At 65.2% G+C, this 26148-nt stretch carries 25 protein-coding genes and 1 rRNA gene; 22 read left to right on the forward strand and 4 right to left on the reverse strand.

The features are described 5' to 3' along the window. Nucleotides 1–138: 138 nt before the first annotated feature. From rrf to IEX78_RS00015, 3 genes are all read left to right on the forward strand, one after another. Nucleotides 139–255: ribosomal RNA gene (gene rrf / locus IEX78_RS00005) — 5S ribosomal RNA — on the forward strand. A 218-nt stretch (nt 256–473) separates the two neighbouring features. Further along, on the forward strand, nt 474–2114 hold the full coding sequence (locus IEX78_RS24475) for a hypothetical protein (RefSeq protein WP_188826634.1): 1641 nt from the start codon (nt 474–476) through the stop codon (nt 2112–2114). Beyond that, the gene (locus IEX78_RS00015; protein WP_188826635.1) at nt 2114–3160 is read left to right on the forward strand and encodes a tetratricopeptide repeat protein; all 1047 of its coding nucleotides are present in this window, start codon (nt 2114–2116) and stop codon (nt 3158–3160) included. Before IEX78_RS24475 ends, IEX78_RS00015 begins: the two co-directional genes overlap by 1 nt. An 85-nt stretch (nt 3161–3245) precedes the next feature. Here IEX78_RS00015 and IEX78_RS00020 read toward each other — a convergent pair whose 3' ends face one another. Next, the gene (locus IEX78_RS00020) at nt 3246–3662 is read right to left on the reverse strand and encodes a DoxX family protein (RefSeq protein ID WP_188826636.1); all 417 of its coding nucleotides are present in this window, start codon (nt 3660–3662) and stop codon (nt 3246–3248) included. A 112-nt stretch (nt 3663–3774) separates the two neighbouring features. On the opposite strand from IEX78_RS00020, the gene IEX78_RS00025 reads away from it, so the two are divergent. The 5 genes from IEX78_RS00025 to recN are packed head-to-tail and all read left to right on the forward strand — an operon-like array spanning nt 3775 to nt 8442. Then, nucleotides 3775–4662, forward strand: coding sequence for an HAD-IIA family hydrolase (locus IEX78_RS00025; RefSeq protein WP_188826637.1), 888 nt, complete (start codon nt 3775–3777; stop codon nt 4660–4662). Between the two features lie 22 nt (nt 4663–4684). Then, nucleotides 4685–4927, forward strand: a complete 243-nt coding sequence (locus IEX78_RS00030; RefSeq protein ID WP_188826638.1) for a hypothetical protein — start codon at nt 4685–4687, stop codon at nt 4925–4927. A 1-nt stretch (nt 4928) separates the two neighbouring features. Further along, nucleotides 4929–5750 (forward strand): TlyA family RNA methyltransferase, encoded by an 822-nt coding sequence (locus tag IEX78_RS00035; RefSeq protein ID WP_188826639.1) that lies wholly within the window; start codon nt 4929–4931, stop codon nt 5748–5750. Next, nucleotides 5747–6661, forward strand: a complete 915-nt coding sequence (locus tag IEX78_RS00040) for an NAD kinase (protein ID WP_188826640.1) — start codon at nt 5747–5749, stop codon at nt 6659–6661. Before IEX78_RS00035 ends, IEX78_RS00040 begins: the two co-directional genes overlap by 4 nt. An 11-nt stretch (nt 6662–6672) precedes the next feature. Next, on the forward strand, nt 6673–8442 hold the full coding sequence (recN, locus tag IEX78_RS00045; RefSeq protein ID WP_188826641.1) for a DNA repair protein RecN: 1770 nt from the start codon (nt 6673–6675) through the stop codon (nt 8440–8442). A gap of 260 nt (nt 8443–8702) precedes the next feature. Here recN and IEX78_RS00050 read toward each other — a convergent pair whose 3' ends face one another. Further along, complete coding sequence (locus IEX78_RS00050; RefSeq protein WP_188826642.1) at nt 8703–9119, reverse strand: SRPBCC family protein; 417 nt, start codon at nt 9117–9119, stop codon at nt 8703–8705. A gap of 126 nt (nt 9120–9245) precedes the next feature. Here IEX78_RS00050 and steA point away from each other — a divergent pair, with 126 nt between their 5' ends. The 12 genes from steA (at nt 9246) to IEX78_RS00110 (ending at nt 21914) form a co-directional block, all read left to right on the forward strand. Further along, entirely contained in the window at nt 9246–10445 is a 1200-nt protein-coding gene (gene steA / locus IEX78_RS00055) for a putative cytokinetic ring protein SteA (RefSeq protein ID WP_188826643.1), read from the forward strand. Between the two features lie 20 nt (nt 10446–10465). Further along, nucleotides 10466–11383, forward strand: coding sequence for a copper transporter (locus tag IEX78_RS00060; protein ID WP_373291505.1), 918 nt, complete (start codon nt 10466–10468; stop codon nt 11381–11383). A gap of 105 nt (nt 11384–11488) precedes the next feature. Next, nucleotides 11489–13222, forward strand: coding sequence for a CTP synthase (pyrG, locus tag IEX78_RS00065; protein ID WP_188826645.1), 1734 nt, complete (start codon nt 11489–11491; stop codon nt 13220–13222). A 22-nt stretch (nt 13223–13244) separates the two neighbouring features. After that, nucleotides 13245–13889, forward strand: a complete 645-nt coding sequence (locus tag IEX78_RS00070) for an NUDIX domain-containing protein (RefSeq protein ID WP_229683600.1) — start codon at nt 13245–13247, stop codon at nt 13887–13889. After that, nucleotides 13886–14809, forward strand: a complete 924-nt coding sequence (gene xerD, locus IEX78_RS00075; RefSeq protein ID WP_188826646.1) for a site-specific tyrosine recombinase XerD — start codon at nt 13886–13888, stop codon at nt 14807–14809. The genes IEX78_RS00070 and xerD overlap by 4 nt, the downstream gene beginning before the upstream one ends. Nucleotides 14810–14968: 159 nt before the next feature. Beyond that, nucleotides 14969–15823, forward strand: coding sequence for a ParA family protein (locus IEX78_RS00080; protein WP_373291506.1), 855 nt, complete (start codon nt 14969–14971; stop codon nt 15821–15823). Beyond that, complete coding sequence (locus tag IEX78_RS00085) at nt 15820–16683, forward strand: segregation and condensation protein A (RefSeq protein WP_188826648.1); 864 nt, start codon at nt 15820–15822, stop codon at nt 16681–16683. The genes IEX78_RS00080 and IEX78_RS00085 overlap by 4 nt, the downstream gene beginning before the upstream one ends. Next, nucleotides 16680–17333 carry an SMC-Scp complex subunit ScpB gene (gene scpB / locus IEX78_RS00090; protein WP_188826649.1) on the forward strand — a complete coding sequence of 218 codons (654 nt, stop codon included), beginning with the start codon at nt 16680–16682 and terminating at the stop codon, nt 17331–17333. Before IEX78_RS00085 ends, scpB begins: the two co-directional genes overlap by 4 nt. A gap of 6 nt (nt 17334–17339) precedes the next feature. Continuing rightward, nucleotides 17340–18335 carry a pseudouridine synthase gene (locus IEX78_RS00095; protein ID WP_188826650.1) on the forward strand — a complete coding sequence of 332 codons (996 nt, stop codon included), beginning with the start codon at nt 17340–17342 and terminating at the stop codon, nt 18333–18335. Between the two features lie 68 nt (nt 18336–18403). Next, on the forward strand, nt 18404–19078 hold the full coding sequence (gene cmk, locus IEX78_RS00100; RefSeq protein ID WP_188828131.1) for a (d)CMP kinase: 675 nt from the start codon (nt 18404–18406) through the stop codon (nt 19076–19078). Next, nucleotides 19075–20490: a ribosome biogenesis GTPase Der gene (gene der / locus IEX78_RS00105; protein ID WP_188826651.1), complete on the forward strand. Its 1416-nt coding sequence runs from the start codon at nt 19075–19077 to the stop codon at nt 20488–20490. The genes cmk and der overlap by 4 nt, the downstream gene beginning before the upstream one ends. Nucleotides 20491–20657: 167 nt before the next feature. After that, nucleotides 20658–21914: an aspartate kinase gene (locus tag IEX78_RS00110; RefSeq protein ID WP_188826652.1), complete on the forward strand. Its 1257-nt coding sequence runs from the start codon at nt 20658–20660 to the stop codon at nt 21912–21914. Here the strand turns inward: IEX78_RS00110 and IEX78_RS00115 are convergent. Both IEX78_RS00115 and IEX78_RS00120 read right to left on the reverse strand, forming a co-directional pair. Then, nucleotides 21911–22702 (reverse strand): GNAT family N-acetyltransferase, encoded by a 792-nt coding sequence (locus tag IEX78_RS00115; RefSeq protein ID WP_229683601.1) that lies wholly within the window; start codon nt 22700–22702, stop codon nt 21911–21913. The genes IEX78_RS00110 and IEX78_RS00115 overlap by 4 nt on opposite strands. Nucleotides 22703–22877: 175 nt before the next feature. Further along, entirely contained in the window at nt 22878–23693 is an 816-nt protein-coding gene (locus IEX78_RS00120) for an SAM-dependent methyltransferase (RefSeq protein WP_188826653.1), read from the reverse strand. Nucleotides 23694–24155: 462 nt separating this feature from the next. On the opposite strand from IEX78_RS00120, the gene IEX78_RS00125 reads away from it, so the two are divergent. Then, nucleotides 24156–24437, forward strand: coding sequence for a hypothetical protein (locus IEX78_RS00125; RefSeq protein WP_188826654.1), 282 nt, complete (start codon nt 24156–24158; stop codon nt 24435–24437). A 134-nt stretch (nt 24438–24571) separates the two neighbouring features. Next, nucleotides 24572–26146 carry a sugar porter family MFS transporter gene (locus IEX78_RS00130; protein ID WP_188826655.1) on the forward strand — a complete coding sequence of 525 codons (1575 nt, stop codon included), beginning with the start codon at nt 24572–24574 and terminating at the stop codon, nt 26144–26146. Nucleotides 26147–26148 lie beyond the last annotated feature (2 nt).

Raw genomic sequence — 26148 nt, forward strand, 5'->3', positions numbered from 1 at the left:
TTACTGAATGAAGGTGTTACGCGTCCACTGTGCGGTATCTGAAACAACAGACACTGCAGCACACTCACCACAGTGTGATTCCTGATGAGAATTCGGGTTTCGCATTTGGGTGGGGAGCGCTGTCTAGTTTCATAGTGTTACGGCGGTTATAGCGGTGGGGAAACGCCCGGTCCCATTCCGAACCCGGAAGCTAAGGCCACCTGCGCCGATGGTACTGCACTCGACAGGGTGTGGGAGAGTAGGACACCGCCGGAACAATTTTCCCGATAGGGGACCCAATTTTGGGTCCCCTATCGTCGTTTGTGGGCTCGGTTGAGCCCAGGCATGCTCGGGCGGACATCGCCCCGTTACCCGTGCATGGTTGAATTCTTGAGGCGGGGCAACCACAACACTTCCCGGGAGGCCGGGGGTACAGAAAGGGATCGCCGTGTCGGAACATAACGACGGACGCAAGCCTTTCCGCAAGGACGGTGATGCGCGCGGTTTCGGCGGACGCGGCGACCAGTCCCACGATCGTTCACGCGGCGGTGATAACCGTGGCCGCGGTGGCGAAGGCGGCTTCCGAGGAGGCTCCGGCGGTTCCGGCGGCGGACATCGCGGCAGCTCCAGCGGCGACCGCGGCGGCTCCGGTCAGGGCGGGTTCCGTCGTGGCGGCGACAACGACTCGCGTGGTGGCGGGTACCAGGGTCGGCGCGACGACAACGATCGCGGTGGCTACCGTGGCGGTGCGAGCGGCGATCGCCCCCGCAGCGGTGGCTTCGATCGCGGTGGCAGCGGCGACTCCCGTGGTGGATCCGGCGGCGGTTACCCGCGTCGCGACAATGACCGTGGTGGATACCAGGGTCGTCGTGACGACAACGATCGTGGCGGTTACCGAGGCGGCTCGGGCGGCGGCGATCGTCCGCGCACCGGCGGCGGTTTCGACCGTGGCGGTAGCGGCGGCGGTTTCCGTCGCGACGATTCGCGTGGCGGCTCCGGTGGCTCCGGCGGCCAGGGCGGTTTCCGTCGCGGTGGCGACTCCGATTCTCGCGGTGGTGACCGTCCCCGCAGCGGTGGTTTTGATCGCGGCGGTTCCGGCGGTGGATTCCGGCGTGACGATTCGCGCGGCGATTCTCGTGGTGGCTCAAGCGGCGGTGGCTTCCGTCGTGGCGGTGACTCCGATTCTCGCGGTGGCGATCGTCCCCGTAGCGGTGGTTTTGATCGCGGTGGCTCGGGCGGTGGTTTCCGTCGTGACGATTCGCGCGGTGGCTCCGGCGGTGGGTTCCGTCGTGATGATTCGCGTGGCGATTCTCGTGGTGGTTCCGGTGGCGGTTTCCGTCGCGGTGGCGATTCTGATTCGCGTGGTGGCGATCGTCCTCGTAGTGGTGGTTTTGATCGTGGCGGCTCAGGTGGCGGTTTCCGTCGCGACGATTCGCGCGCTGGTAGCAGCGGTGGGTTCCGTCGTGATGATTCGCGTGGCGATTCTCGTGGCGGTTCCGGCGGTGGCGGTTTCCGTCGCGGCGGCGATTCCGATTCGCGTGGTGGCGATCGTCCCCGTAGTGGCGGGTTTGATCGCGGCGGTAGTGGCGGTGGGTTCCGTCGTGATGATTCGCGCGGTGATTCTCGTGGCGGCTCCGGCGGTGGCTTCCGTCGCGGTGGCGACTCCGATTCGCGCGGTGGCTACGGCGACCGCGGCGGGTCGAGCCAGGGCGGGTTCCGTCGTGGTGGCGACTCGGATTCTCGCGGTGGCGATCGTCCCCGCAGCGGTGGTTTTGATCGCGGTAGCGGGGGTGGTTTCCGTCGTGATGATTCGCGCGGTGATTCTCGTGGTGGCTCCGGCGGTGGCTTCCGTCGCGGCGGTGACTCCGATTCTCGCGGTGGCGATCGTGGCGGCTACCAAGGTCGTCGTGATGACAACGATCGCGGTGGCAACCGTGGTGGCTCCGGCGATCGTCCCCGCAGCGGTGGTTTCGATCGCGGTGGCAGTGGTGGCGGGTCGAGCCAGGGCGGGTTCCGTCGTGGTGGCGACTCCGATTCGCGCGGCGGCTTCAAGCGCGACGACAAGAACGAGCGGCCCTTCAACGGCACCTACCGCGAACGTCGTCCCGAGCGTCCCGGCGATGTCCTTGGCGTGATGTCGTCCAACGACGACGCGCTCGACGACACCGCTGATGAGGTGATCGAGGTCGCGTCCATCGATGAGATCGACACCGATATCGACACTGACGACGACTTCGCGGCTGATTCGAGCGTCGACGCCGACGATGATTTCCGCGATGCGGACGATGCCGACGACGACTCGACCGACGCCGCTCCCGAGTCTGACCGTGACGACCGCGACGCGGAAAGCCGGAACGACTCGAGCACCGACGAGAACCGCGACGATCGCGGCAGCTTCCGCGGCGCACGGTCCGACTCCGATCGCGGCTACGACCGCGACGAGCACCGCAGGCGCGGTGGCGAAGGTGCACGCGATGTGACCGGCAGCCCGTCCGACCGGCGCAATGCTCGTCCCGACGAGCCTGATCTGCCCGAAGACGTGCAGGCGTCCGACCTTGACCCGGCGATCCGTCGCGATCTGCTGAGCCTCGACAAGAACAATGCTGAGTCGGTCGCCCGGCACATGGTGATGGCCGTCGAACTGCTTGAGGACGAGCCTCGGCTTGCCCTCGCGCACGCTCGCGCTGCCCGTCAGCGCGCTGGCCGCATCGCGGTGGTGCGGGAGACGGCTGGCGTCGTCGCCTACCACGCTGGTGAGTGGGCCGAGGCGCTGTCGGAACTGCGCACCGCGCGTCGGATGCAGGGCGGTACCGGCCTCCTCGCGGTCATGGCTGACTGCGAGCGCGGCCTTGGTCGTCCGGAGCGGGCGATCGAGTTGGGTCGCAGCGACGAAGCACAGGGCCTGGAAGGCGACGAGGCAACCGAGTTGCGCATCGTCGTCGCTGGCGCGCGCATGGATCTGGGTCAGGTCGACCAGGCCGTCGTCACGTTGCAGGCCGCTGACCTCAACCCGGCCCGTACGGGTTCGGCCGCAGCACGCCTCTTCTACGCCTACGCTGACGCCCTTGGCGCGGCTGGCCGCACCGACGAGAGCCTGCAATGGTTCCTCAACGCCGCTGCTGCCGACGAAGAGGGCGAGACCGACGCCGAAGATCGCGCGGCGGAACTCACCGGCGAATAGGCAAGCGCGACAACACATTAGGCCGTGGGCCGGGTTCTCAACAGGAACCCGGCCCACGGCCTTTTTGCTGTCTGTGCTTGCCCGGCTAGAACGCGCCGAAGAGCGGGCCCGTCAAGCCCAATGGCACGCTCTGGGTGACGTTCACGAAATAGAACAGGATCAACGCGCCGCCCATAATCGCCAAGTTCTTGTTGAACTGGATCATCTCGGTCTGCTTGAGCTGTGGGTCGGTTTCTTTCCAGAACGTGTGCATCAACAAGCTGACCGGGGCGAGGAAAACAACGAGCAGCAGGGCGCCAACATCGATCCAAATCCCGAAGATGATCGAGATCGCCCCAAGAAGCGCGAGGACACCGCTGGCTAGCACGCCAGCTTTGGCGGCGGGAATGCCCTTCGACGCCGCGTACTGGCCCATGCCTTCGGCTTGGGTGAGGTGTCCGAGGGCGGAGAAAGCGAAGATCGCCGCGAGCAAAATACGGCCGATTAAGAAGACGATATCCATGGCGCGACCTCCGATTGGTCAGCAAGTGTGCTCTACATCACATGGTATCCCTAATGCCGTCCATGCCCGATCATGGTGAGGGGAACTGTGATCTACGACGGAGTGAGGGTGCGTGAACAACCAGCTGCGCGACAACTACGAAGCTTTGCTGCTCGACCTGGACGGCACCCTCTACCGGGGCCCGGATGTGGTCGCGGGCGGTCCCGATGCGCTTGCCCCGAACGGTCACTCCGCGCAACGGCTGCTGTACGTCACCAACAATGCCGCGCGCGGGCCGGAGCCGGTCGCGCGTCATCTCGCCGAACTCGGCTATCCGGCAACGCCTGACCAGGTCGTCACCAGCGCGCAGGCTGGCGCGCGACTGCTCGCACGGCTCGTTCCAGCGGGCAGCGACGTACTCGTCCTCGGCACCGACGACCTCGCCGCCGAAGTCAAAGCCGTCGGCCTCGTTCCCGTTCGCCGGTTCACTGACCGCGTCCCCGCAGCGGTAATCCAGGGCCATTCGCCGACCACCGCATGGCCTGACCTGGCCGAAGCCGCCTACGCCCTGCGGGCGGGCGCGCAGTGGGTTGCCACCAACACCGACCGCACGCTGCCCAACGAACGCGGCCTCGCCCCCGGCAACGGCTCGATGGTCGCGGCGTTGCGCACCGCAACCGACCGCGAACCGCTCGTCGCGGGCAAACCCTTCGCCCCGCTGCTCGAAGACGCTATTGAGCGGGCGGGCACACGCGATGCACTCGTCGTCGGCGACCGACTCGACACCGACATCGAAGGCGCGAACACCATCGGCATCGACTCCCTGCTCGTCCTCACCGGCGTCAGCACGCTCGACGACCTCGCCGCCGCGATCCCCGCCCAGATCCCCACTTTCGTCGCCAATGAGCTCGCCGCGCTCAATACCGACCCCCTGCCCGACGCGGTCAAGCCAAGCGAAGTGGGCGCGTCGCTGGCCGCCAATCCCGGTCGCGCGGTACGGGTGCGCGCGACCGATTCGTGAATCCGATAGCGTTGATCCCACGATGAGTACTCCGAGTTCAGTTCCGTTGCCGGGCAGTCACCTGCCTGGCAACCAAGCGCACCCGCAACCGGCCGACCCCGTCGCCATCAAAGCCGAGGTCGACGCGCTACTGGCCGAGTTGCGCGCGAGTGCCGGGGCAGCTGACGGTGCCGAAGCTGGCGTCGACATCACCCGCCGCGCCCGCATCCTTGAGCAGGCGCATGAGGTGCTCGTCGACGCCCTCGCGACCGTGGACAAGATCTGAGGTGGCCAGGAGAGCGCGGGTCGACGCCGAGTTAGTGCGGCGCGGGATGGCCCGGTCACGTGAGCACGCGGTCGAGCTCATCAACGCGGGTCGGGTGCTGATTTCGGGCACGGTCGCGGTGAAGCCAGCCACGGCTGTCGAAGCGGGCACACCGCTGTTCGTCCGCGAGGAACCCGACGAGGTGTCGTGGGCGTCGCGTGGGGCGAAGAAGGTGCTCGGCGCGCTTGAGGCGTTCGAACCGCTTGGGCTTAGCGTTGACGGAAAGCGTTGTTTGGACGCGGGCGCGTCGACGGGTGGGTTCACCGACGTGCTGTTGAGTCGCGGGGCGAGTGAGGTTGTCGCTGTCGACGTTGGCTACGGCCAGCTGATTTGGCGACTGCAAAACGACGAGCGCGTTCGCGTGTTCGACCGCACTAACGTCCGCACGATCACGCCGGAAAGCATTGGCGGACAAGTGGATTTGATGGTCGGCGACCTGTCGTTCATCTCCCTTGGGCTGGTGCTTCCCGCGATCGCGGCGGTCGCGCGTGACGGTGCCGACCTGCTGCCGATGGTGAAACCGCAGTTTGAAGTGGGCAAAGACCGCATCGGCGCGGGCGGCGTTGTGCGTGACCCCGCGCTGCGCGCGGAAACCGTGCGCGAGGTTGCCGCTGCGGCGGCAAAGCTCGGGTTGAAGACGCTTGGCGCGGTCGCGAGTCCGCTGCCCGGTCCGTCGGGCAACGTCGAATATTTCCTGTGGTTGCGCAAAGTTGGTCCGTTCGACTACGACGCCGACGAAGTCGACGCGTTGGTCGCGCGGGCGATCGAGGAAGGTCCGCAGTGAGTACCGACCGCGAGATTTTGTTGGTCGCGCATCCGGGCCGCGCCGAGATCATCGAGACCGCGCATCGCGTCGCGAAAATCTTTGCCGCAGCGGGCATTTGCCTTCGCGTGCTCGCTGACGAAGCCGACAGCACGCGGTTTGAAGACGAGACGGGCGAATTCCCGGTGCGCGTCGTCCCGCATAGCCCGGCTGCGGCCGAGGGCTGCGAGATGGTGCTCGCGCTCGGCGGCGACGGCACGTTCCTGCGTGCTGCCGAACTGGGTCGACCGGCTGGCGTGCCGGTGCTTGGCATCAACCTCGGCCGGATCGGTTTCCTCACCGAAGCCGAAGCCGAGCACCTCGACGACGCGCTCGCCCAGGTGGTCGACCGCGATTACCAGGTCGAAGACCGCATGACCATCGACGTCACCGTGCGCGTCGACGACGTCATCGTCGAAAAAGGCTGGGCGCTCAACGAAGCAAGCATCGAGAACGCGCAGCGCATGGGCGTGCTGGAAATCGTGCTCGAGGTCGACGGACGACCGGTGTCGGCGTTCGGTTGCGACGGCATTCTCGTCGCGACCCCAACCGGGTCGACGGCCTACGCGTTCTCGGCGGGCGGCCCGGTGATTTGGCCCGAACTCGAAGCGATGCTGGTGATCCCGAGCAACGCCCACGCGCTTTTCGCCCGTCCGCTCGTCACGAGTCCGGCCGCGGTGATCGCGGTGGAAACGGTGGCGACGGGCCACGATGCGATCGTCTTCCTCGACGGTCGCCGCACGCTCGCCCTGCCGCGCGGTGGTCGCGCCGAGGTGGTGCGTGGCAGCAAACCGGTGCGGTGGGTGCGGCTCGACTCCGCGCCGTTCGCCGACCGAATGGTTCGTAAGTTCCAACTGCCCGTCACTGGTTGGCGGGGCAGGCGACAGTCGTAGAAGGGGCAGCGATGCTGACCGAACTCAGAATCGACGGCCTGGGCGTGATCTCGACCGCGACCGCGCAGTTCCACGCGGGGCTCACGGTGCTCACCGGTGAGACGGGCGCGGGCAAGACGATGGTTGTCACCAGTTTGCACCTGCTCAGCGGGGCGCGGGCGGATGCGGGGCGGGTGCGCCTCGGCGCGGCGAAAGCCGTTGTCGAAGGCCGGTTCGTGATTGATGACCGCACCGATGCGGCGCGCGCGGCGATTGTGGATGTTGTTGAGTCGGCTGGGGCGGAATTCGACGAGGACGGCAGCGTGATCGCGCTGCGCACGGTCAATAGCGATGGCCGGTCGCGTGCGCATTTGGGCGGGCGGGGCGTGCCCGCTGCCGTGCTGAGCGAGTTCACGTCGCGACTGTTGACCGTGCACGGGCAAAACGATCAGCTGCGATTGCAGCGGCCTGAACAGCAGTTGGCCGCGCTCGATCAGTTCGCTGGCGACGGTGTTGCGGGGCTGCTGCGCAAGTACCAGGTGCATCGGCGGGCGTGGCTGGACGCGCGCGCGGAATTCCTTGAACGCACCGCACGCAGTCGCGAGCTGGCGCTGGAAGCGGATCGGCTCAAGCATTCGCTCGCCGAGATCGACGGGATCGCGCCGGAACCGAGCGAGGACGAACGGCTCGTCGCCGAAATTCGTCGGCTCAGCGATCTTGATTCGTTGCGCGACGCCGCGGTTGTCGCGCACGAATCCCTTTCTGGCCCAAGCGAATCCACCGGGGAGAGCGGGGGAGTGCTCGACCTGCTCGGCAACGCGCGGGCGCGACTGGAAGCCTCCGACGACCCCGCGCTCATGGCGTTGGGGCCACGCCTCGGTGAGGCGATCGCCGTCGCGGTCGACGTGGCGACGGAGCTGAGCGGGTACCTGTCGGAGTTGCCGTCGGACCCCGGCGCGCTCGACACGATGCTCACGCGTCAGGCCGAACTCAAGTCGCTCACACGCAAGTACGCGCCTGATATCGACGGTGTGATCGCCTGGGCCGACGACGCTAGGTCGCGGCTTGATTCGCTCGACGTTTCCGAGGACGCGCTCGCGAAACTGTCCGCTGAAGTCGACATCGCCGCAGGTCGCGTGGCTGACGCCGCCCGCAAGCTCAGTGCGGCGCGGACGAAGTCGGCGGGCAAACTCGCTTCGGCGGTGAGCACCGAACTCGGCGGGCTCGCGATGGGCAAGGCCAAGTTGGAGGTTGTCGTTCGGCCGTTGGTCGCGACCGCGCAGGATTCGGCCCCGCTCGACCTCAACGGCAAGCTGGTCCACGCTGGCACGAACGGCACCGACGAAGTCGAGTTCCGTCTTTCCGCGCATTCGGGTGCGCAATCGCTGCCGCTCAGCAAAAGCGCGTCCGGCGGTGAGCTTTCACGCGTGATGTTGGCGCTTGAAGTGGTGCTCGCCGGGTCCGATCATGGCGCGACGATGGTGTTCGACGAGGTCGACGCGGGCGTCGGCGGCCGGGCTGCGGTGGAAATCGGCAAGCGACTCGCGCGCTTGGCCCGCACGCATCAGGTGATCGTCGTGACGCACCTGCCGCAGGTCGCCGCGTTCGCCGACACGCACCTCGTCGTGAATAAGTCCGACGACGGAAAAGGCAAGGTGGACAGCGGAGTTCGCACGCTGACCGAGGACGAGCGGGTGATCGAATTGGCGCGCATGCTCGCCGGGCTCGACGACACCGAGACGGGCCGCGCGCACGCAGAAGAACTGTTGGAAACGGCACGCGCCGAACGCGCACCGGCATAGGCCGCGCCTCCGCACGCACCCCGTCGCGCGGCGCGTGCGGAGCGGGGCGCTCTCAAAAGCGGTGCGCCGCAACCTAAGTCGGCGCTGCGCCACTAAACGGCACCGCCAACAGTGTGGCGCACAAAGCGCAAAGGGCCGCCGCACCTGGCGACGGCCCTTGAAATCGCGCTTAGCGCAATGCCTTACGGAATCCGGCGGCCGGATCGGCGCCTCGCTGCCTAGCGGGACGGCTCGTCATCCGGTGCAGGCTCCAAGTTCGCTTAGCGCAATGCCTTACGGATCCCACCAAGCAGCTGGTTCGTCAGTGCGCGCAAGCCGAATTCCAGTACCGGCGCGGGGACGGGCAGCGACGGCTCCGATTCCATCGTGTACACAACGCGGGTGCCGCCGTCGGTGGTGTCGGCGAAGGTCACGATGCCGATGTGGCGCTTCACCGGGGCACCCTTAACGATCTTGTATTCCATGCGCTCGCCGGGCACGAGGACGGTGGTTTCCTCGGTGACGCCAGCCTTGCCGAAGCCGAGCAGGTACTGCGCGCCAACGCCGGTCGCGTCGCCCGCGCGCACCTGCTTGACCTGGATCGGGAGGTAGGGGGCGACGCTGTCGCGCTCGGTGAAGAGCCGGTAGACGATGTCGCGGGGAGCGTCGAAAACCGTCTCGACGGTGCTGCTGGGCATGGATGTCTCCTGTCCGAATAACTGTGACAGGAGCATACGGGTAACCGGTGCACCGCTCGGCCCTGCCCGCGACCGTATGCGGCGCGCCTCCACCAAAGGTTGAGGGTTTGGCGTGATCATCGGCGCATGAAGATGCCGGGGCTGCTCACCAAAAACACGGAAACACTGCCCGGTGTCACCGGGACCGCGCGCGTCGACCGTGACACGCGCCGCCTGCTGCGACGGGCCGGTGCGGGCGACGTTGTTGTGCTCGATGAAACCGACCTTGACCGCGCGACGGCCGACCGACTGGTCGCCGCGAAAGTCGCCGCGGTCGTGAACGTCGCGCCATCCATCTCGGGTCGCTATCCCAACCTCGGCCCAGAGTTGTTGGCCTCCAATGGGATTCCGCTCCTCGACGCTTACTCGCCCGACGTGTTCGGCAAGATCAAGGATGGCGCGAAGGTCCGCGTCGACGGGGCTGCGGTGTACTCCGCGGGCTCCGGCAAGAAGGAACCCGAATTGCTCGCCGAGTGCATCGAACTCGACATCGACGAGGTCGCCGCCCGGATGACGGCAGCGCGCGTCGGACTCGCCGACCACCTAGACGCGTTCGCTGGCAACACCACTGAGTTCTTCCGCACGGAATCGTCGCTGCTCATCGATGGAATCGGCGTCCCCGACATCGAATTGGACCTGCGCAACCGCCACGTTGTCGTCGTCGCCGACGGGCCAGAGCACGCCGCAGAATTGCAGCGACTCAAGCCGTTCATCAAGGAGTACGCGCCGCTGCTCGTCGGCGTTGGCGCGGGCGCGGACACCCTGCGGAAAATGAAATACACGCCCGACCTGATCGTCGGCGAACCGGATGAGATCAGCGACCAAACGCTGCGCTGCGGCGCGGAAATGATCTTGCCCGCCGACACCGACGGTTTCGCGCGCGGCCTTGAGCGCATCCAAGATTTGGGCATCGGCGCGACCACTTTCCCGTCGTCGGGTTCGCCAACCGACCTCGCGCTGCTGCTGCTCGACCACCACAACGCGGCGCTGATCGTCCTAGCGGGCGCGCACGCGAACCTGGAGGACTTCTTCGACCGTGGCCGCCGCGACGCGAACCCGGCCACCTTCCTGACGCGGCTGAAGGTAGGACCGAAACTGGTCGACGCGAACGCCGTCGCGACGCTCTACCGACAGCGTTCCACCGGCGCGGCCATCGCCCTCGTCGTCATGGCCGCGCTCGTCGCGGTGGTTGTCGTGATCCTCGCTTCGCATAACGGCACCGAGGTGCTGACCTGGTCGATCGACATGTGGAACAGCTTCGTCGTCTGGTTCCGAGGGCTGCTGTGATCTCGCTACGCAACCACGCGATGACCATCGCGACCGGTGTCGTCGCGCTTGCGGTCGGTGTCGCGCTTGGCTCGCACACGCTCGGTGCCGACCTGCTCGCCGACCTTGACGCCAACCGCGACCAGACCCGCACCGAACTCGTCGAAGCGCACGCTCGCGCCGACTCGCTGCAAGTCCAGGTCGCAGCTGCCGACGCGTTCATCGCTGGCTCGGCCGCCCGTGTCCTCGGCGGCACGCTCGCCGACCGTAGCGTCCTGATGTTCACCACCCCCGACGCCGACCCCGCCGACATCGACGGCGTCAACAGGGCACTCACCGCGTCCGGCGCGACGGTCACCGGCCGCATCGGGCTCACCGAATCCTTCATCGACACCGCCCAAAGCGACCGAATGCGCTCGACGCTCACCAACGTCGTCCCCGCGGGGGCGCAATTGCGCACCGACGCCATTGACGAACCGAGCCTGGCGGGCGACCTGCTCGGCGTCACCATGCTGCTCGACCCGACAACGAACCAGCCGCGCGCGACCGCCCCGGAACTCGCGCTCGTCGCAACCACCCTGCGTGACGGCGGTTTTCTCACCTACGCCGACGCCCCAACCAAGCAAGCGAACCTCGCCGTCGTCGTGACCGGCGCTGGTGTCGCATCTGACACCGACGCTGGCGTGACTATCGCCCGGTTCGCCGCCTCGATTCGTGCTCGCGCGATGGGCACCGTGCTTGCTGGTCGACTCGGCGCGGCCGAGGGAAACGGACCAATCGCCCTCGTTCGCGCGGCCGCTCCCACCGCGACAACGGTCACGACCGTCGACAACATCGACCACGAAATCGGCAGAGTCACAACGATTCTCGCGCTCAGTCAGCCCGCGACGCAGGAAGCTGGGCGGTTCGGTACGGGCCCGGCGGCGACCACCATCACCCTCGTCGCCGCCCCGCGCTGACCCACCAGCAGCGCGGCAGCACCCCGACCGGCGATTTCAACACGCCCACCGGCAAACGGACCGCAAAATACGTAGGGGCAACGCCTAGCGGTACAGTGGTGGTCCGTGGGTCAAACACGGAATCAGGCTCGAAATGCCACCAAGCACATCTTCGTGAGCGGTGGCGTCGCCTCCTCATTGGGTAAGGGTCTCACCGCATCCAGCCTCGGTCAGTTGCTGACCGCGCGGGGCATGCGGGTGACGATGCAAAAGCTCGACCCGTATCTCAATGTCGATCCCGGCACAATGAACCCGTTCCAACACGGTGAAGTGTTCGTCACCGAGGACGGCGCCGAGACCGACCTCGACGTGGGTCACTATGAGCGTTTCCTCGATCGTGACCTGTCTATGGACGCCAACGTCACGACCGGCCAAATCTATTCGACGGTCATCGCCAAAGAGCGACGCGGCGAATATCTCGGCGACACCGTGCAGGTCATCCCGCACATCACCGACGAGATCAAGAACCGCATCCTCGCGATGTCCGCGCCCGACGCCGACGGCAACGTGCCGGATGTCGTCATCACCGAAATCGGCGGCACCGTCGGCGACATCGAGTCGCAGCCGTTCCTTGAGGCGGCTCGCCAGATTCGCCACGATGTCGGTCGCGATAACGTGTTCTTCCTGCACGTGTCATTGGTGCCGTATCTCGCGCCGTCAGGTGAGCTCAAGACCAAGCCGACACAGCACTCGGTCGCCGCGCTGCGCAACATCGGTATCCAGCCCGACGCGCTGATCCTGCGCTGCGACCGCGAGGTGCCGCAGGGCCTCAAGAACAAGATCGCGCTGATGTGTGACGTCGACGTGGAAGCCTGCATCTCCACCCCCGACGCGCCGTCGATCTACGACATCCCGAAGGTCCTGCACAGCGAGGGCCTCGACGCCTATGTCGTGCGCAAGCTCGGGCTGCCCTTCCGTGACGTCGACTGGACCGTGTGGGGCGACCTGCTCGATCGCGTTCACGCGCCGAAGGAGACCGTCGAGGTCGCGCTGGTCGGCAAGTACGTCGACCTGCCCGACGCGTACCTTTCGGTCACCGAAGCGCTGCGCGCTGGCGGCTTCGCCAATCACGCGAAGGTCAACATCCGCTGGGTGCCGTCGGACGAGTGCGAGACCGAAGCGGGCGCGGCGGCCGCGTTGCGTGACGTCGACGCGGTGCTCATCCCCGGCGGCTTCGGCATCCGTGGCATCGAAGGCAAGCTCGGCGCGATCGGGTACGCGCGTCATCGCGGCATTCCGCTGCTCGGCCTGTGCCTCGGCTTGCAGTGCGTCGTGATCGAAGCGGCCCGTTCGGTCGGCATCACCGACGCGAACTCGACCGAATTCGAACCCGACACGCTCAACCCGGTGATCTCGACGATGGCCGATCAGGAAGACGTCGTCGCTGGCGAAGCCGACCTCGGTGGCACGATGCGTCTCGGCGCTTACCCCGCCACGCTCAAGAAGGGTTCGGTCGTCGCCCAGGCGTACGGCTCGGAAAACGTGTCTGAGCGGCACCGGCACCGCTTCGAGGTGAACAACGCCTACCGCGACGCGATCGCGAAGTCGGGGCTGGTTTTCTCGGGTACTTCGCCCGACGGGCACCTTGTCGAGTTCGTCGAATACCCGACCTCGGTGCATCCGTTCCTCGTCGCGACGCAGGCGCATCCCGAGCTCAAGAGTCGGCCGACGCGTCCGCATCCGCTGTTCGCCGCCCTGATCAACGCGGCATTGAAGTACAAGTTGGCCGAACGTCTTCCCGTAGACTTCACCGAAGACGAACTGGTCGAAATCAACACCAGCGACAGCACTGACGACTGAGCGGAAATAGGTGGCGCCGAACGTGAATGAACCCGGGAAGCACGAGTTCGAAACGGTCGGCAGCAACCTGCTCTACAGCGGGGCCATCGTGGCATTGCGCAAGGATCAAGTGCGCATGCCCGATGGTCGCGTCGCTGATCGGGAGATCATCGAGCATCACGGTGCCGTCGCGGTGCTCGCGCTCGACGAGTTCGACAATGTCGTGCTCATTCGCCAGTACCGGCATCCGGTGCGGTCACGGCTGCTTGAACTGCCCGCCGGGTTGCTCGACATCGCTGGCGAAGATCCGCTGACCGCGGCCAAGCGCGAATTGGCGGAGGAAACCGGATTGGCGGCCAGCGACTGGTCGGTGCTCGTCGATGTCGCGTTGTCGCCGGGATTCACCGACGAAGCGCTGCGGGTGTTCTTCGCGACTGGGCTCAGCGAAACGCATCAACCCGAACCCGAGCATGAGGAAGCCGACCTGCAACTGGTTCGGATGCCGCTCGAAGAGGCGGTGCGTGCCGCACTCACCGGTGACATCGTCAACGCCACGGCTGTGGCTGGCGTGCTCGCCTTCGCGGCCGCCCGCGCGAACGGGGTGGAACTCCGGCCCGCCGATGCGCCGTGGCCAGGTCAGCCGACAGCGTTCCTCGCACGCAAGGCCGCGGAAAAAACGCGGGGGTGAGTCTCGACCGGGAGATCGACACCTATCTCGACCATCTCGCTGTCGAGCGTGGCGCTGCCCGCAACACCCTCGGTGCCTACCGACGTGACCTGGCTCGGTATCGGGATTTCCTTGTCGGCCTTGGCATTTCGACCCTGACTGCTGTCGCGCAACGCGATGTCGCCGAATTCACGATGACCTTGCGCGCGGGTGGTGCGCAGCATCCGCCGCTGTCGGCGAGCTCGGTCGCGCGTGCGCTTGTCGCTGTGCGCGGACTGCATCGTTTCGCCGCCGCCGACGGCATTACCGAAACCGATGTGGCGCATGCGGTTAAGCCGCCAACCCCAGGTCGGCGGTTGCCCAAAGCGCTCCCGTACGACCAGGTTGTCGCGGTGCTGACCGCCGCCGCACCGCCCGACGCCGACGCGCGCGGACTGCGCGACCGCGCGTTGCTCGAACTGCTGTATTCCACCGGCGCACGGATTTCCGAGACGGTTGGCCTTGATATCGACGACATCGACGTGGGCGAACGCTGTGTGATCCTGCGCGGCAAAGGTGGCAAACAGCGACTCGTGCCGATCGGGCGACCCGCGCTCGAAGCCGTCGACGCCTACCTCGTGCGCGGTCGCCCATCCCTCGCGGCGGCGGGCAAGTCGGTGCCGCCCGCGCTGTTTCTCAACGCGCGCGGCGGTCGACTTTCGCGCCAAAGTGCCTGGCAGATCCTGCAATCCGCTGCCGAACGGGCCGGGCTCACCGCCGCCGTTTCGCCACATACTTTGCGGCATTCGTTCGCGACGCATCTGCTCGACGGCGGTGCCGATGTTCGCGTTGTCCAAGAACTGTTGGGCCACGCGTCGGTGACGACCACCCAGATCTATACGCTCGTCACCGTTTCGACGTTGCGTGAAGTGTGGGCGACCGCGCATCCACGCGCACGCTGACCGGCTTCGTTGGTTGCCAAGAACGGGTATCGTGCGAAACACGCCGACCTGGAAGCCATGCTGGGACCGTTCGGGATCAGCGGTACCGTCTACCCGGTACACCGCGCCAAGACGAGGCCGAGGAATACCCGGTAGGAAACGTTGAAGGAGCAGCCAACCGTGACGAGAGCGGAAACCGAGATCGGGCCAACCGGCCGACCGTTGCGTGAGGTACCCGAACCCCCTCGGTTGCAGCGTCACGGTGACGCATTAGTCATCGCGATGTGTAATCAAAAAGGCGGCGTCGGCAAGACCACGTCGACCATCAATCTTGGTGCCGCCCTTGCCGAATACGGCCGTCGCGTGCTGCTCGTTGATCTTGATCCGCAGGGCGCGCTGTCGGCGGGGCTTGGGCTCGCGCACCACGATCTCGATCTCACCGTGTACGACTTGCTGATTGGTAGCAAGGCGTCCGTCGACGACGTGCTGCAGAACACCAAAGTCGACGGAATGGACCTGCTGCCAAGCAACATTGACCTTTCCGCTGCCGAGATTCAGCTGGTCAACGAGGTTGGTCGCGAACAATCACTAGGCCGCGCGCTATCGAGCGTGCGTGACCGATACGACTACATTCTCGTCGATTGCCAACCGTCGCTTGGCTTGCTGACCGTTAACGCGCTCGCCTGCTCCGATGGCGTGATCATCCCGATGGAATGCGAATACTTCTCGCTGCGCGGCCTCGCGCTGCTCAACGACACCGTCGAAAAAGTGCGCGACCGCCTCAACCCGCGCCTGAGCCTCTACGGCATCGTTGTCACGATGTTCGATGCGCGCCTGCTGCATTCGCGTCAGGTCATGTCGCGCGTGGTCGAGGTGTTCGGCGAATTGGTGTACGACACCGCGATCTCGCGCACGGTCCGCTTCCCCGACGCCAGCGTCGCGGGCGAGCCGATCACCACGTGGGCACCGAAATCCAATGGTGCCGAATCGTATCGAGCGATGGCACGTGAAGTGATCCACCGGTCGGGGCGGTGACGGTCGGGCCCGAGCCAGGAACCGACGCATCCGATCCAACCGGATTTCACCTGCGCCTCACCAATTTCGAAGGTCCATTCGACCTGCTGCTCACGCTGATCAGTTCACGCAAACTCGACGTCACCGAGGTGGCGTTGCATCAGGTGACCGACGAGTTCATCGCCTACACCAAGGCGCTCACCGCCGAACTTTCCGAGTCGAAAAAGCTGCGTGCCGACAAAGTGTTGGACCTCACTACTGAGTTCCTGGTCGTCGCCGCGACATTGCTCGACCTCAAAGCCGCGCGACTGCTGCCGTCGGGGGAGATGACCGACGCCGACGATCTCGAACTGCTCGACGCTCGCGACCTGCTCTTCGCGCGGCTGTTGCAGTACCGCGCGTTCAAACAGGTCGCCGAACTCCTCGGCGAACTCGAAGCCGCCGCGTTGCGTCGCTACCCCCGCTCGGTGTCGTTGGAAGAACAGTTCGAAGGGCTGCTGCCCGAGGTGACGCTCGGCGTCGACGCCGCGTCGTTCGCGCAGATCGCGGCCACCGCGTTTCGGCCGCGTCCCGTCGCCGAAGTGGGCCTCGCGCACCTGCACATGCACACCATTTCGGTGGCTGAGCAGGCCGAATGGGTGCTCGCGCGACTCAAAGAGGCGGGCCCTGGCGGCTGGACAACCTTCGCTGACCTGGTCGCGGATTGCGAGGTGCCGGTGCAGATCGTCGCGCGTTTTCTCGCGCTGCTTGAGCTGTATCGCGGCAAAACGATCGCGTTCGACCAGTCCGATCCACTCGGCCCGCTTTCGGTGAGTTGGCTTGGTGAACTTGACCCCGATGCCGAGGCGGCGGCGTTGACTTTCGAGGAGGATTACGGATGACAACCGACGCGGATTTCGTGCCCGAACCGCTCACCGAGACCGAATTACGTGGCGCGCTCGAATCCATGCTGCTCGTTGTCGACAGTCCAGCGCCCACCGAACAACTGGCCGCCGCCGTCGACGAGGACGCCGACCGCATCGACGCGCTCCTGCGCAAGATGGCGGCCGAACTCACCGAGGCGGGCAGTGGGATCGACCTGCGATTCGTCGGGGACGGTTGGCGCTTCTATACTCGTACTGAGTACGCGCCCTACGTAGAGCGGGTACTGCTCGACGGGGCCCGGACCAAGCTCACCCGGGCAGCCTTGGAAACGTTGGCGGTAGTTGCCTACCGTCAGCCGGTGACCCGCACCAGGGTCAGCGCGGTCCGTGGAGTGAACGTCGACGGAGTGATGCGCACGCTGCTGGCTAGAGGCCTGATCGCGGAAGCGGGTCAGGATCCCGAAACCAACGGCACGCTCTACCGCACCACCGAGTTGTTCCTTGAACGGATCGGGCTCGCCTCTCTCGGCGACCTACCGCCGTTGGCGCCGCTGCTTCCCGGCGTCGACCTGATCGACGAGATCAGCGATGCCATGGAGACCGACCCCCGGTTCGCCAAGCTGAGCAAACCTGCTGAGGCCGATATTGCCCTTGGCACTGACGATTGAGGACAGATGAATAATTCCGCTCGCCGAGATGGCACACCGGATCGCAGAAGGCGCTCAGACGCGCCCCGCAGTGGTGGAAAACCCGCGGGTGGTCGCGGTGCGGCTACTGGCGCTAAGCGCGGGACCGCTCCCGCGCCAGCGAAAAAGAAGAAAAACGAAAAGCCGCAGCGCAAAGTTGTGGCGCCAACTATTCATAACAACGCCAAGCCGGCACGCCACCAGCACGTAGAGCCTGAGGTCGGCGGCCACAAGAAGATGCCGTGGGGCGAAGGCGAGCGCTTGCAGAAGGTGCTTGCTAAGGCTGGTGTCGCCTCGCGTCGCGCCGCTGAGGAAATGATCGCGGCTGGTCGCGTCGAGGTCGACGGCAAGATCGTCAAGGAACAGGGCCTGCGCGTCGACCCGCAAAACGCGGTCGTTCGCGTCGATGGCACTCGCGTTGTTGTTCGCGAGGAACTGGTTCATCTCGCGCTCAATAAGCCGCGCGGTTGGCAGTCGACGATGTCGGACGACCTTGGTCGCCCGTGTGTCGGCGATATTGTTGCCGAGCGCATCGCCGCTGGTCAGCGCCTGTTCCACGTCGGTCGGCTCGATGCCGACACCGAGGGGCTACTGCTGCTCACCAACGACGGCGACATGGCGCATCGGCTCATGCACCCGTCGTTCGAGGTGCCAAAGACCTATCTCGCCACCGTGTACGGCGAGGTCAACTACCGGCTCATCGGTAAGCGCCTGCGTGAAGGTGTCGAGCTGGAAGACGGGCCAGCCAAGGTCGACCGGTTCACCGTGCTCGAAGCATACGAAGGTCGGTCGCTGGTCAAGCTTGTCCTGCATGAAGGCCGCAAGCACATCGTGCGTAGGCTCCTTGATGAGGTCGGCCACCCGGTGATTCGGCTGGTCCGCACCCATATTGGCCCGGTCGCGCTTGGCGACCAGCGGCCCGGCACTCTGCGGGTGCTCGGCCGTGACGAAATCGGCAAACTCTACGAGGCGGTACAGCTGTGAACGGTGTGGATTTCCCGGTGGAACTGGTTGAGGAGCTGCTGACCGGCGCGGGTTCGCTCGTCGTCGCGATGGACGGCCCGTCGGGCACCGGCAAGTCCAGCGTGTCGCGCAGGCTCGCCACCCGGCTGGGTGCGCGCTACCTCGACACGGGCGCGATGTATCGCGTCGCCACGCTGCGCGTGTTGCGCTCGGGCGTCGACTTGGCCGACCCCGACGCGATCGCGACGGTTGTCGCTGAGCTTGGCCTGTCGATCGGGACCGATCCCAGCCACGAGGTCATCGAACTCGACGGCGAAGACGTCTCCGACGAGATTCGTGGCGACGCGGTCACCAAGGCCGTTTCCGCTGTTTCGGCCGTCGCGCCCGTGCGTGCTCAGCTTGTCGCGTTGCAGCGCGAGATCGCTGCCGTTGCCGGTCGCATCGTTGTCGAAGGTCGCGATATCGGCACGGTTGTGCTCGAAGACGCTGATGTGAAGATTTATCTGACCGCGTCGGCGGTCGCTCGTGCCACCCGGCGCAACGCACAAAACATTCGCGAGGGCCGTGGCGACGACTACGAAGCCGTGCTTGCCGACGTGCAGCGTCGCGACACCCTCGATTCCACTCGCAAGGTGTCGCCGCTGCGTCCCGCAGACGACGCGATCTTGGTCGACACCAGCGAGTTCACCATGGCTGAGACCATCGACGAGCTGTACCGTGTGGTGGCTCAGCAGCTCTCCGCCGCGACAGGAGGCACCCGATGACTGAAGAAGTTCTCGCTGGCGACGGCATTTGGACGGATGAATCCGAGTGGGAAATCGCCGATCTCGATGGTGACATCGAAGGCGAAGCCGCCATCGCGATGCCCACGCTCGCGGTTGTCGGTCGACCGAACGTTGGCAAGTCAACGCTCGTCAACCGCATCCTCGGTCGCCGCGAAGCGGTCGTTGAAGACATTCCCGGCGTAACCCGTGACCGCATTTCGTATGAGGCCAACTGGGCTGGGCGCAAGTTCTGGGTGCAAGACACCGGCGGTTGGGAACCCGACGCGAAGGGTTTGCAGCAGCACGTCGCCCGACAGGCCGAAGTGGCGATGGAAACCGCCGACGCGATTCTGCTCGTTGTCGACGCGACCGTCGGCGCGACTGGCACCGACGAGGCCGCGGTGAAGAAGCTGCGACGGTCGAAGATCCCGGTCATCCTCGTCGCCAACAAGGTCGACGATCAGAAGATCGAATCCGAAGCGGCCGCACTGTGGTCGCTTGGGCTTGGCGAGCCGCGCATGGTTTCGGCCGCGCACGGTCGCGGTACCGGTGACCTGCTCGACGACGTCCTCGCCGCGCTGCCCGAAACGCCGCGCGAAGGTGGCGGCATCGCCGGTCCGCGTCGTGTCGCGCTGGTTGGTAAGCCCAACGTTGGCAAGTCGAGCCTGATCAACAAGCTCTCCGGCGACGAGCGTTCGGTCGTCCACGATGTCGCGGGCACTACCGTCGACCCGGTCGACTCACTCGTCGAATTGGGCGGCAAGCCTTGGAAATTCGTCGACACCGCCGGGCTGCGGAGGAAGGTGTCGAACGCGTCGGGCACCGAGTTCTACGCGTCGCTGCGCACGAAGTCGGCGCTTGAGGCGTCCGAGGTCGCGATCATGCTCATCGACGCTTCGGTGCCGATGACCGAGCAGGATCTGCGCGTCATCAGCATGGTCGCCGATTCCGGTCGTGCGCTCGTGCTCGCGTTCAACAAGTGGGACCTCGTCGACGAGGACCGTCGCTACATGCTTGAGCGCGAAATCGACCGCGAGCTTGTCCAGGTGCCGTGGGCGCAGCGCGTCAACATCTCGGCGCACACCGGTCGCGCGGTGCAGAAGCTGGTTCCCGCGATGGAAACCGCGCTCGAATCGTGGGACAAGCGCATTTCCACGGGCCGACTCAACACCTGGCTCAAGGAAGTCATCGCGGCAACCCCGCCGCCGATGCGTGGCGGTCGTCAGCCGCGCGTGCTGTTCGCGACTCAGGCTGGCACCCGTCCGCCGACGTTCGTGCTGTTCACCACCGGCTTCCTCGAAGCCGGTTACCGTCGCTTCCTTGAACGTCGCCTGCGTGAGGAGTTCGGCTTCGACGGATCGCCCGTGCGTGTTTCGGTGCGTGTGCGTGAGAAGAAGGAACGCAAGAAGTAACACCTGCTTTCGTTGCGAGCCCCGGACCGTTGCGGTCCGGGGCTCGTCTCGTTTGCGCGCGTCGCATGCGTTTCGTTCGCGAATTTGTACCAGCGTCGGAAATCCTGCCTCGATAATGGAACCAGGTCGCGCTCGAAAGTCGTTGGGGCGCAGGACAGGTGGTGGTCGTGGCCCTGGTCGTGCAAAAATTTGGGGGATCGTCGTTAGCGACGGCCGAACGCATCAAACGGGTCGCTGAGCGCATCGTTGAAACGAAAAAGCAGGGCAATGACGTGGTTGTCGTCTGTTCGGCGATGGGCGACACCACTGACGATCTGATCGAACTCGCCCAACAAGTCTGCGCTGATCCGCCGCCGCGCGAACTCGACATGCTGCTCACGGCGGGGGAGCGCATCTCGATTGCCTTGGTAGCCATGGCTATTCACGCACTCGGGGCCGACGCGCGGTCGCTCACCGGTTCGCAAGCAGGCGTCATTACCACCGGCGCGCATGGCAACGCGCGCATTCTCGAAATCAAGCCAGGTCGGGTGCGGCGTGCGCTCGACGACGGCGAAATCGTGCTCGTCGCGGGCTTTCAAGGCGTTCGACCCGACAATCGCGACGTGACGACTCTCGGTCGCGGTGGTACCGACACCACCGCCGTCGCGTTAGCCGCCGCGCTCGACGCCGACATCTGCGAGATCTACACCGACGTCGACGGGGTGTTCACCGCCGACCCGCGCATCGTCGCCGATGCCCAACAGCTGCACAGTATTTCGTATGAGGAGATGCTCGAGCTAGCCGCGTGCGGGTCGAAGATCCTCATGCTGCGCAGCGTTGAATACGCGCGCCGATATCACGTGCGCGTATGTGTGCGGTCGTCCTACACCGACGCGCCCGGCACCCTCCTCGCCGCGTCGATGGCCGAACTACCAACGGGCACCGAAGCTTTGGCTGGCATCGCGCATGATCGCAGCGAAGCGAAGGTGACCGTTGTCGGCATTCTCGATCGACCGGGCTACGCGGCCAAGGTTTTTCGCATTGTCGCCGATGCCGACATCGCGATCGACATGGTCGTGCAAAACACCGGAACCGGCCGCACCGACATCACCTTCACCTCACCCGCCGCCGACGCGGCTCGCGCGGTGACGTTGCTGCGCGCGCGCGGCGCTGAACTCGGCTTCACCGATATCCGCTATGACAACCGTGTCGGCAAGGTGTCGCTGATCGGGGCCGGAATGCGCGACCGACCTGGGGTAACAGCGACGTTCTGCGAAGCGCTCGCCGACGCGGGTATCAACGTCGACCTGATCGCCACGTCGCGCATCCGCATCTCGGTGCTCGTGCGCGACGACGATCTCGACCGTGCCGTGCGCGTGCTCCACGACGCGTTTGGGTTCGGCGGCGGCGAACTGGCGGTGGTGCACGGCGGCACCGGGCGTTAAACCAGTTCGGCTGACGACGTGAGCGTGCGCCACGGTTCGTGATGAACCGTGCGCGGCATCGACAGTGCTTGGCGGGCGGCGAGCTGGTCGAGGATGGTCGAGCGCACGCGCGGCCATTCGTCGCGCAGGATCGAGTAGAAGGCGGTGTCGCGCACCGCCCCGTCGAAGCCGCGTGAGTGGGCGCGCAGCACCCCGTCGCTCACCGCGCCGAGCCGCTCGATCGCCGCGCGCGACCGTGCGTTGCGCGCGTCGGCACGCAACGTGACCCGCTGCACGCCCCACGTATCGAACGCGTGCTGCAACAGCAGCAGTTTCGATTCCAGATTCACCAGGCCACCTCGCGCGGCAGGCGTCAACCAGGTATTGCCGATTTCGACCGCATCGGGGACCGCGTCCGGTGCTGGCGGAACGGGTTCGCTCGGAAGTGGCCAGGTGAGCGGACCTTGCCAATAGTCGAGTTGGACGAACCGGGTTGCCCCGACTACCCCGCCCGCAGCGCCGACGGTGTTGTGCGAGTGGGCGACGATCGCGAACGCCAACGCTTTGCCTGCGGCCCACGCCGCTTGCGCCTTGTCGACGTAGGTACGCGCCTCATCGATGCCGTGGGGGACGAGGGTGAAGCCAGTTGGGTCGCCGAGCGCTTCGGCAGCCGTGGCTAAACCCGGAACATGCTGGTAGGCAAGGGGTTCCAGCCGTACGATGCGGCCGGGCAGGGGTGCGGGTGCGGGCATGGTGACCGGCGTCCCTTCGTCTTTGGAGGGCGCCGAATCGCGCGGCGTGGATCTCACGCGAGCACACGATTGCGGCGAGGCGATACGAACGATCCAGCAGCATGGAAAAACTAGATGGACGATAGCCGAACGCAAAGCGTTCGCCGACGCGAATACACATGATGTCGAAGCGGATTTCGCTGCGAGTTAGCCGTGTAGGTTCTGCGCTGTTTCGAGGAAGGTGTGATCGATCCTAGGGCTTCGTCGCGATCGCCGCAGCCATGAGTTCTTCCCACACCGAAAGTTCCCGATCAGCAGCGCCCACAACGGGAGTGCGGGTGTCGGGATGCCAGCGCGCGGCGGCGGCGACACCGGGGTCGGCGATGGCTAGGTCGTCGCCGAAAAGCGCCGCGATCTCACCGTCGGTGCGCCAGCGTCCGCGCCCAAACGTGCCCTGGAGCTTCGCCTCCGCGGCACGCGTTTCCTCGTTGTCGCCCGAGCGGAAATGCGAAATGAAAACCATCGAGCCAGCGGGAACTTGACTCGTCCAGTACCGCACGACGGCAGCCGGGTCCTCGTCGTCGTTGAGGTGGTGCAGGATCGCGCTGAAAATCACCGCGACGGGCTTGTCGAAGTCAATGAGGCGCGTGACTTCGGGATTGGTGCGCAGCTCAGCCGAATCGCGAACGTCGGCATGGACGACGGTGGTCTGGTCGTCGGTGGCTAGCAGCGCGCGACCGTGGGCCAACACGATGGGGTCGTTGTCGATATAGACGACGCGGGCAGCCGGGTTGACGCGTTGGGCGACCTGATGCACGTTGTCGGCGGTGGGCAAACCACTGCCGAAGTCGAGGAACTGCGTGAGCCCCGCTTCGGCCATCTCGCGGACCGCGCGGGTGAGGGCCTGGCGATTGGTAAAGGCGATCGCGACCGACCCGGGGAGGTCGTTTTTGAAGTGGTCGCCGATGGCACGGTCGACCTCGTAATTGTCCTTGCCGCCAAGCAGATAGTCGTAGACGCGAGCGATGCTCGGCTTCGACTGGTCGATCACATTCGCGTTGTCGCTCATCGTCGACGGCCCTTCACGGTTGCGCTGATGTGTGCCGCCATCATCGTAGGAGAACATCGGCGTGTCGGCATGATTTCGGCGGGTGCTCGGGCTCCAATTCCCTAGAGCCGGTTGCGGTTCCGCTGCTCGCCCAGTTACCCCGTGCGCATCGCGCCTACACCTCTTGCCAAATTTTTGGGTGTTTTTGTGGTATCGGTGCAGGTCACGGCATAACAGTTGCGTAAATGACAACCGTGTCATCAAGTTGGACTTGTGACCAGGAGATTAGCTTCGTGCCCGGTTGGGCACTCAAACGAACAGGATGCCAGCCACGTTATCCAATCGTGTCGCACATCCGTTCGATATGACGCAGGTCACATTGGCTGCTATCGTCGGCCAACCTTTGGCACGCTCGTAGGTGTTGCTGAACGTTAGCTATTCGTGACTCTGCTAGTAGTTGCCACCCGGAAGGAGTTTGGTTTCATGAGCAGTCTTACCTACTCCGGGCATCGTCATCGCATCGCGTTGGGATCGGCGCCCGATTCACCCGTCGCACCGCTAGCGACGCCCGCTCTCGTTCTTGGTCTCGTTCTCGTTGGATTTGGTTTCGCCGCACTGTTGCGGCTGGGGGACTGGATTGGGAATTACGGCCACACCCTAGTTTTTCTTGCCTATTTCCTTTACCTCGCCGCCTCGATTCGCCTCACCCTTTGGGGTGGCGTCACCGCGTGGGCGGCACGACATTCGTCGGCATCATCGCGCTGAATTTCGCGCGTGTCGATATTGTTTCGCTAACACTTTGCTGTCGATCTCTGTCCTACCGATTTAGCTGCCGCCTCCACTAAAGTGCAGGAACCCGGATTTTCCCGCCCAGGGCAAAAGCACACGGAGGTGCGCAGATGGCCGAGCCGAGAGCATCCTCACCTGAAGACGAACCCGACGGCCCCGGCGCGATCTTGACTCCGCCGACCCATCGCCCTCACGGCCCCGCCGACAATCTCATCGAGCCAAGCACCGACATTCCGATCCGGCACCCCAATACCGTCGATTTCGACGCGGGAAGGTCGACAGTGTCGCCTGTTACCGAGCCGCCGCCAAAGCCTCCGCACAACACGCCTGAGCGCGTGGAGAAGCAGAAGCAAATCAAAAAGTTCGTCCTCACCGTCGTTGTTATCGCCGCGCTCGGTGGGGCGCTCTTCGGATATGACACCGGCGTCATCTCCGGCGTGCTCGTCTACCTCACGCCCGATTTCCGGCTATCGCCGACGCAGGTTGGCGTTATCACCAGTTCGTTGCTCGTCGGTGCCGCGATCGGCTCGATCACCGGCGGGTGGATGGCGACCAAGTACGGACGCCGCGTCACGTTGATGTTCGCCGCGGCGGTGTTCTTCATTGGCGCCATCGCCCAGGCCCTGAGCCCCAACGAGGCGTTCATGGTCGGCACACGCCTGCTGCTCGGTATCGCGGTGGGCACCGCTTCGCTTGTCGTGCCGATGTTCGTCTCCGAGATCGCACCGGCCACCTACCGTGGTCGACTCGTCTCGATGAACAGCCTGATGATCGCGAGCGGACAATTGCTCGCGTACATCATCAACGCGGCATTGTCGCCAACACACAATTGGCGCCTGATGTTGGCGATGGCCGCCATTCCCGCCGCAGGCTTGTTGATCGGGATGTATTTCATGCCCGATTCACCGCGCTGGTATTTGCAAGTGGGTCGCAAGAAAGACGCACGCGAAGTACTTGAGCACTCCTACTTCCCCGAAGATGTCGATAAGCAGCTCGACGAAATCGAGAAAACGGAAAAAGCTGACGCCGCGGTGAAAGATAGCCTGCGGGCACAATTGCACAAGCCCAAGGTGCGCGCGCTATTTTGGACCGGTATCGGCTTAGCGATTATTCAACAGTTCGTCGGTGTGAATACCGTCATTTACTACGCGCCATCCACCCTCGCCGCCGCCGGGTTGGGCGACAGCGCCGCGGTCACGTCGTCGATCGGCATTGGTGTTGGGGCCGTCGTCGGTGTGATCATCGGAATGTCGTTGGTAGACAAGCTCGGTCGTCGCCCGCTGATCTTCATCGGCCTGTCGATCATGATTGTCTCGTTGGTTGGCATGGGCATTGTCGAGCGACTGCACCAAAACACCACGACCGGTTACACCCTGCTCGCCCTAATGGTTGTTTACATCGGCTCATTCCAGCTCGGTGTTGGGGTGCCGACGTGGCTGTTGCTGTCGGAGATTTTCCCCGCACCTATTCGCGCGGTCTCGATGAGTATCGCGACCTTCGTGATCTGGGCGGGCAACTTCTTCGTCTCGCTCGTCTTCCCACCGCTTGGTGATCTCTGGGGCGCGTCGACGATGTTCTTCATCTTCGCCGGCGTCTCGGTCGCCTCGCTAATTTTCTGCTACCGCCGAGTGCCCGAAACCAAGGGCGTCTCGCTCGACCAGATCACCGCCGTCGCGGAAAGCTGACC

Source organism: Nocardia camponoti (assembly GCF_014646135.1).
GTDB classification, from domain to species: domain Bacteria; phylum Actinomycetota; class Actinomycetes; order Mycobacteriales; family Mycobacteriaceae; genus Nocardia; species Nocardia camponoti.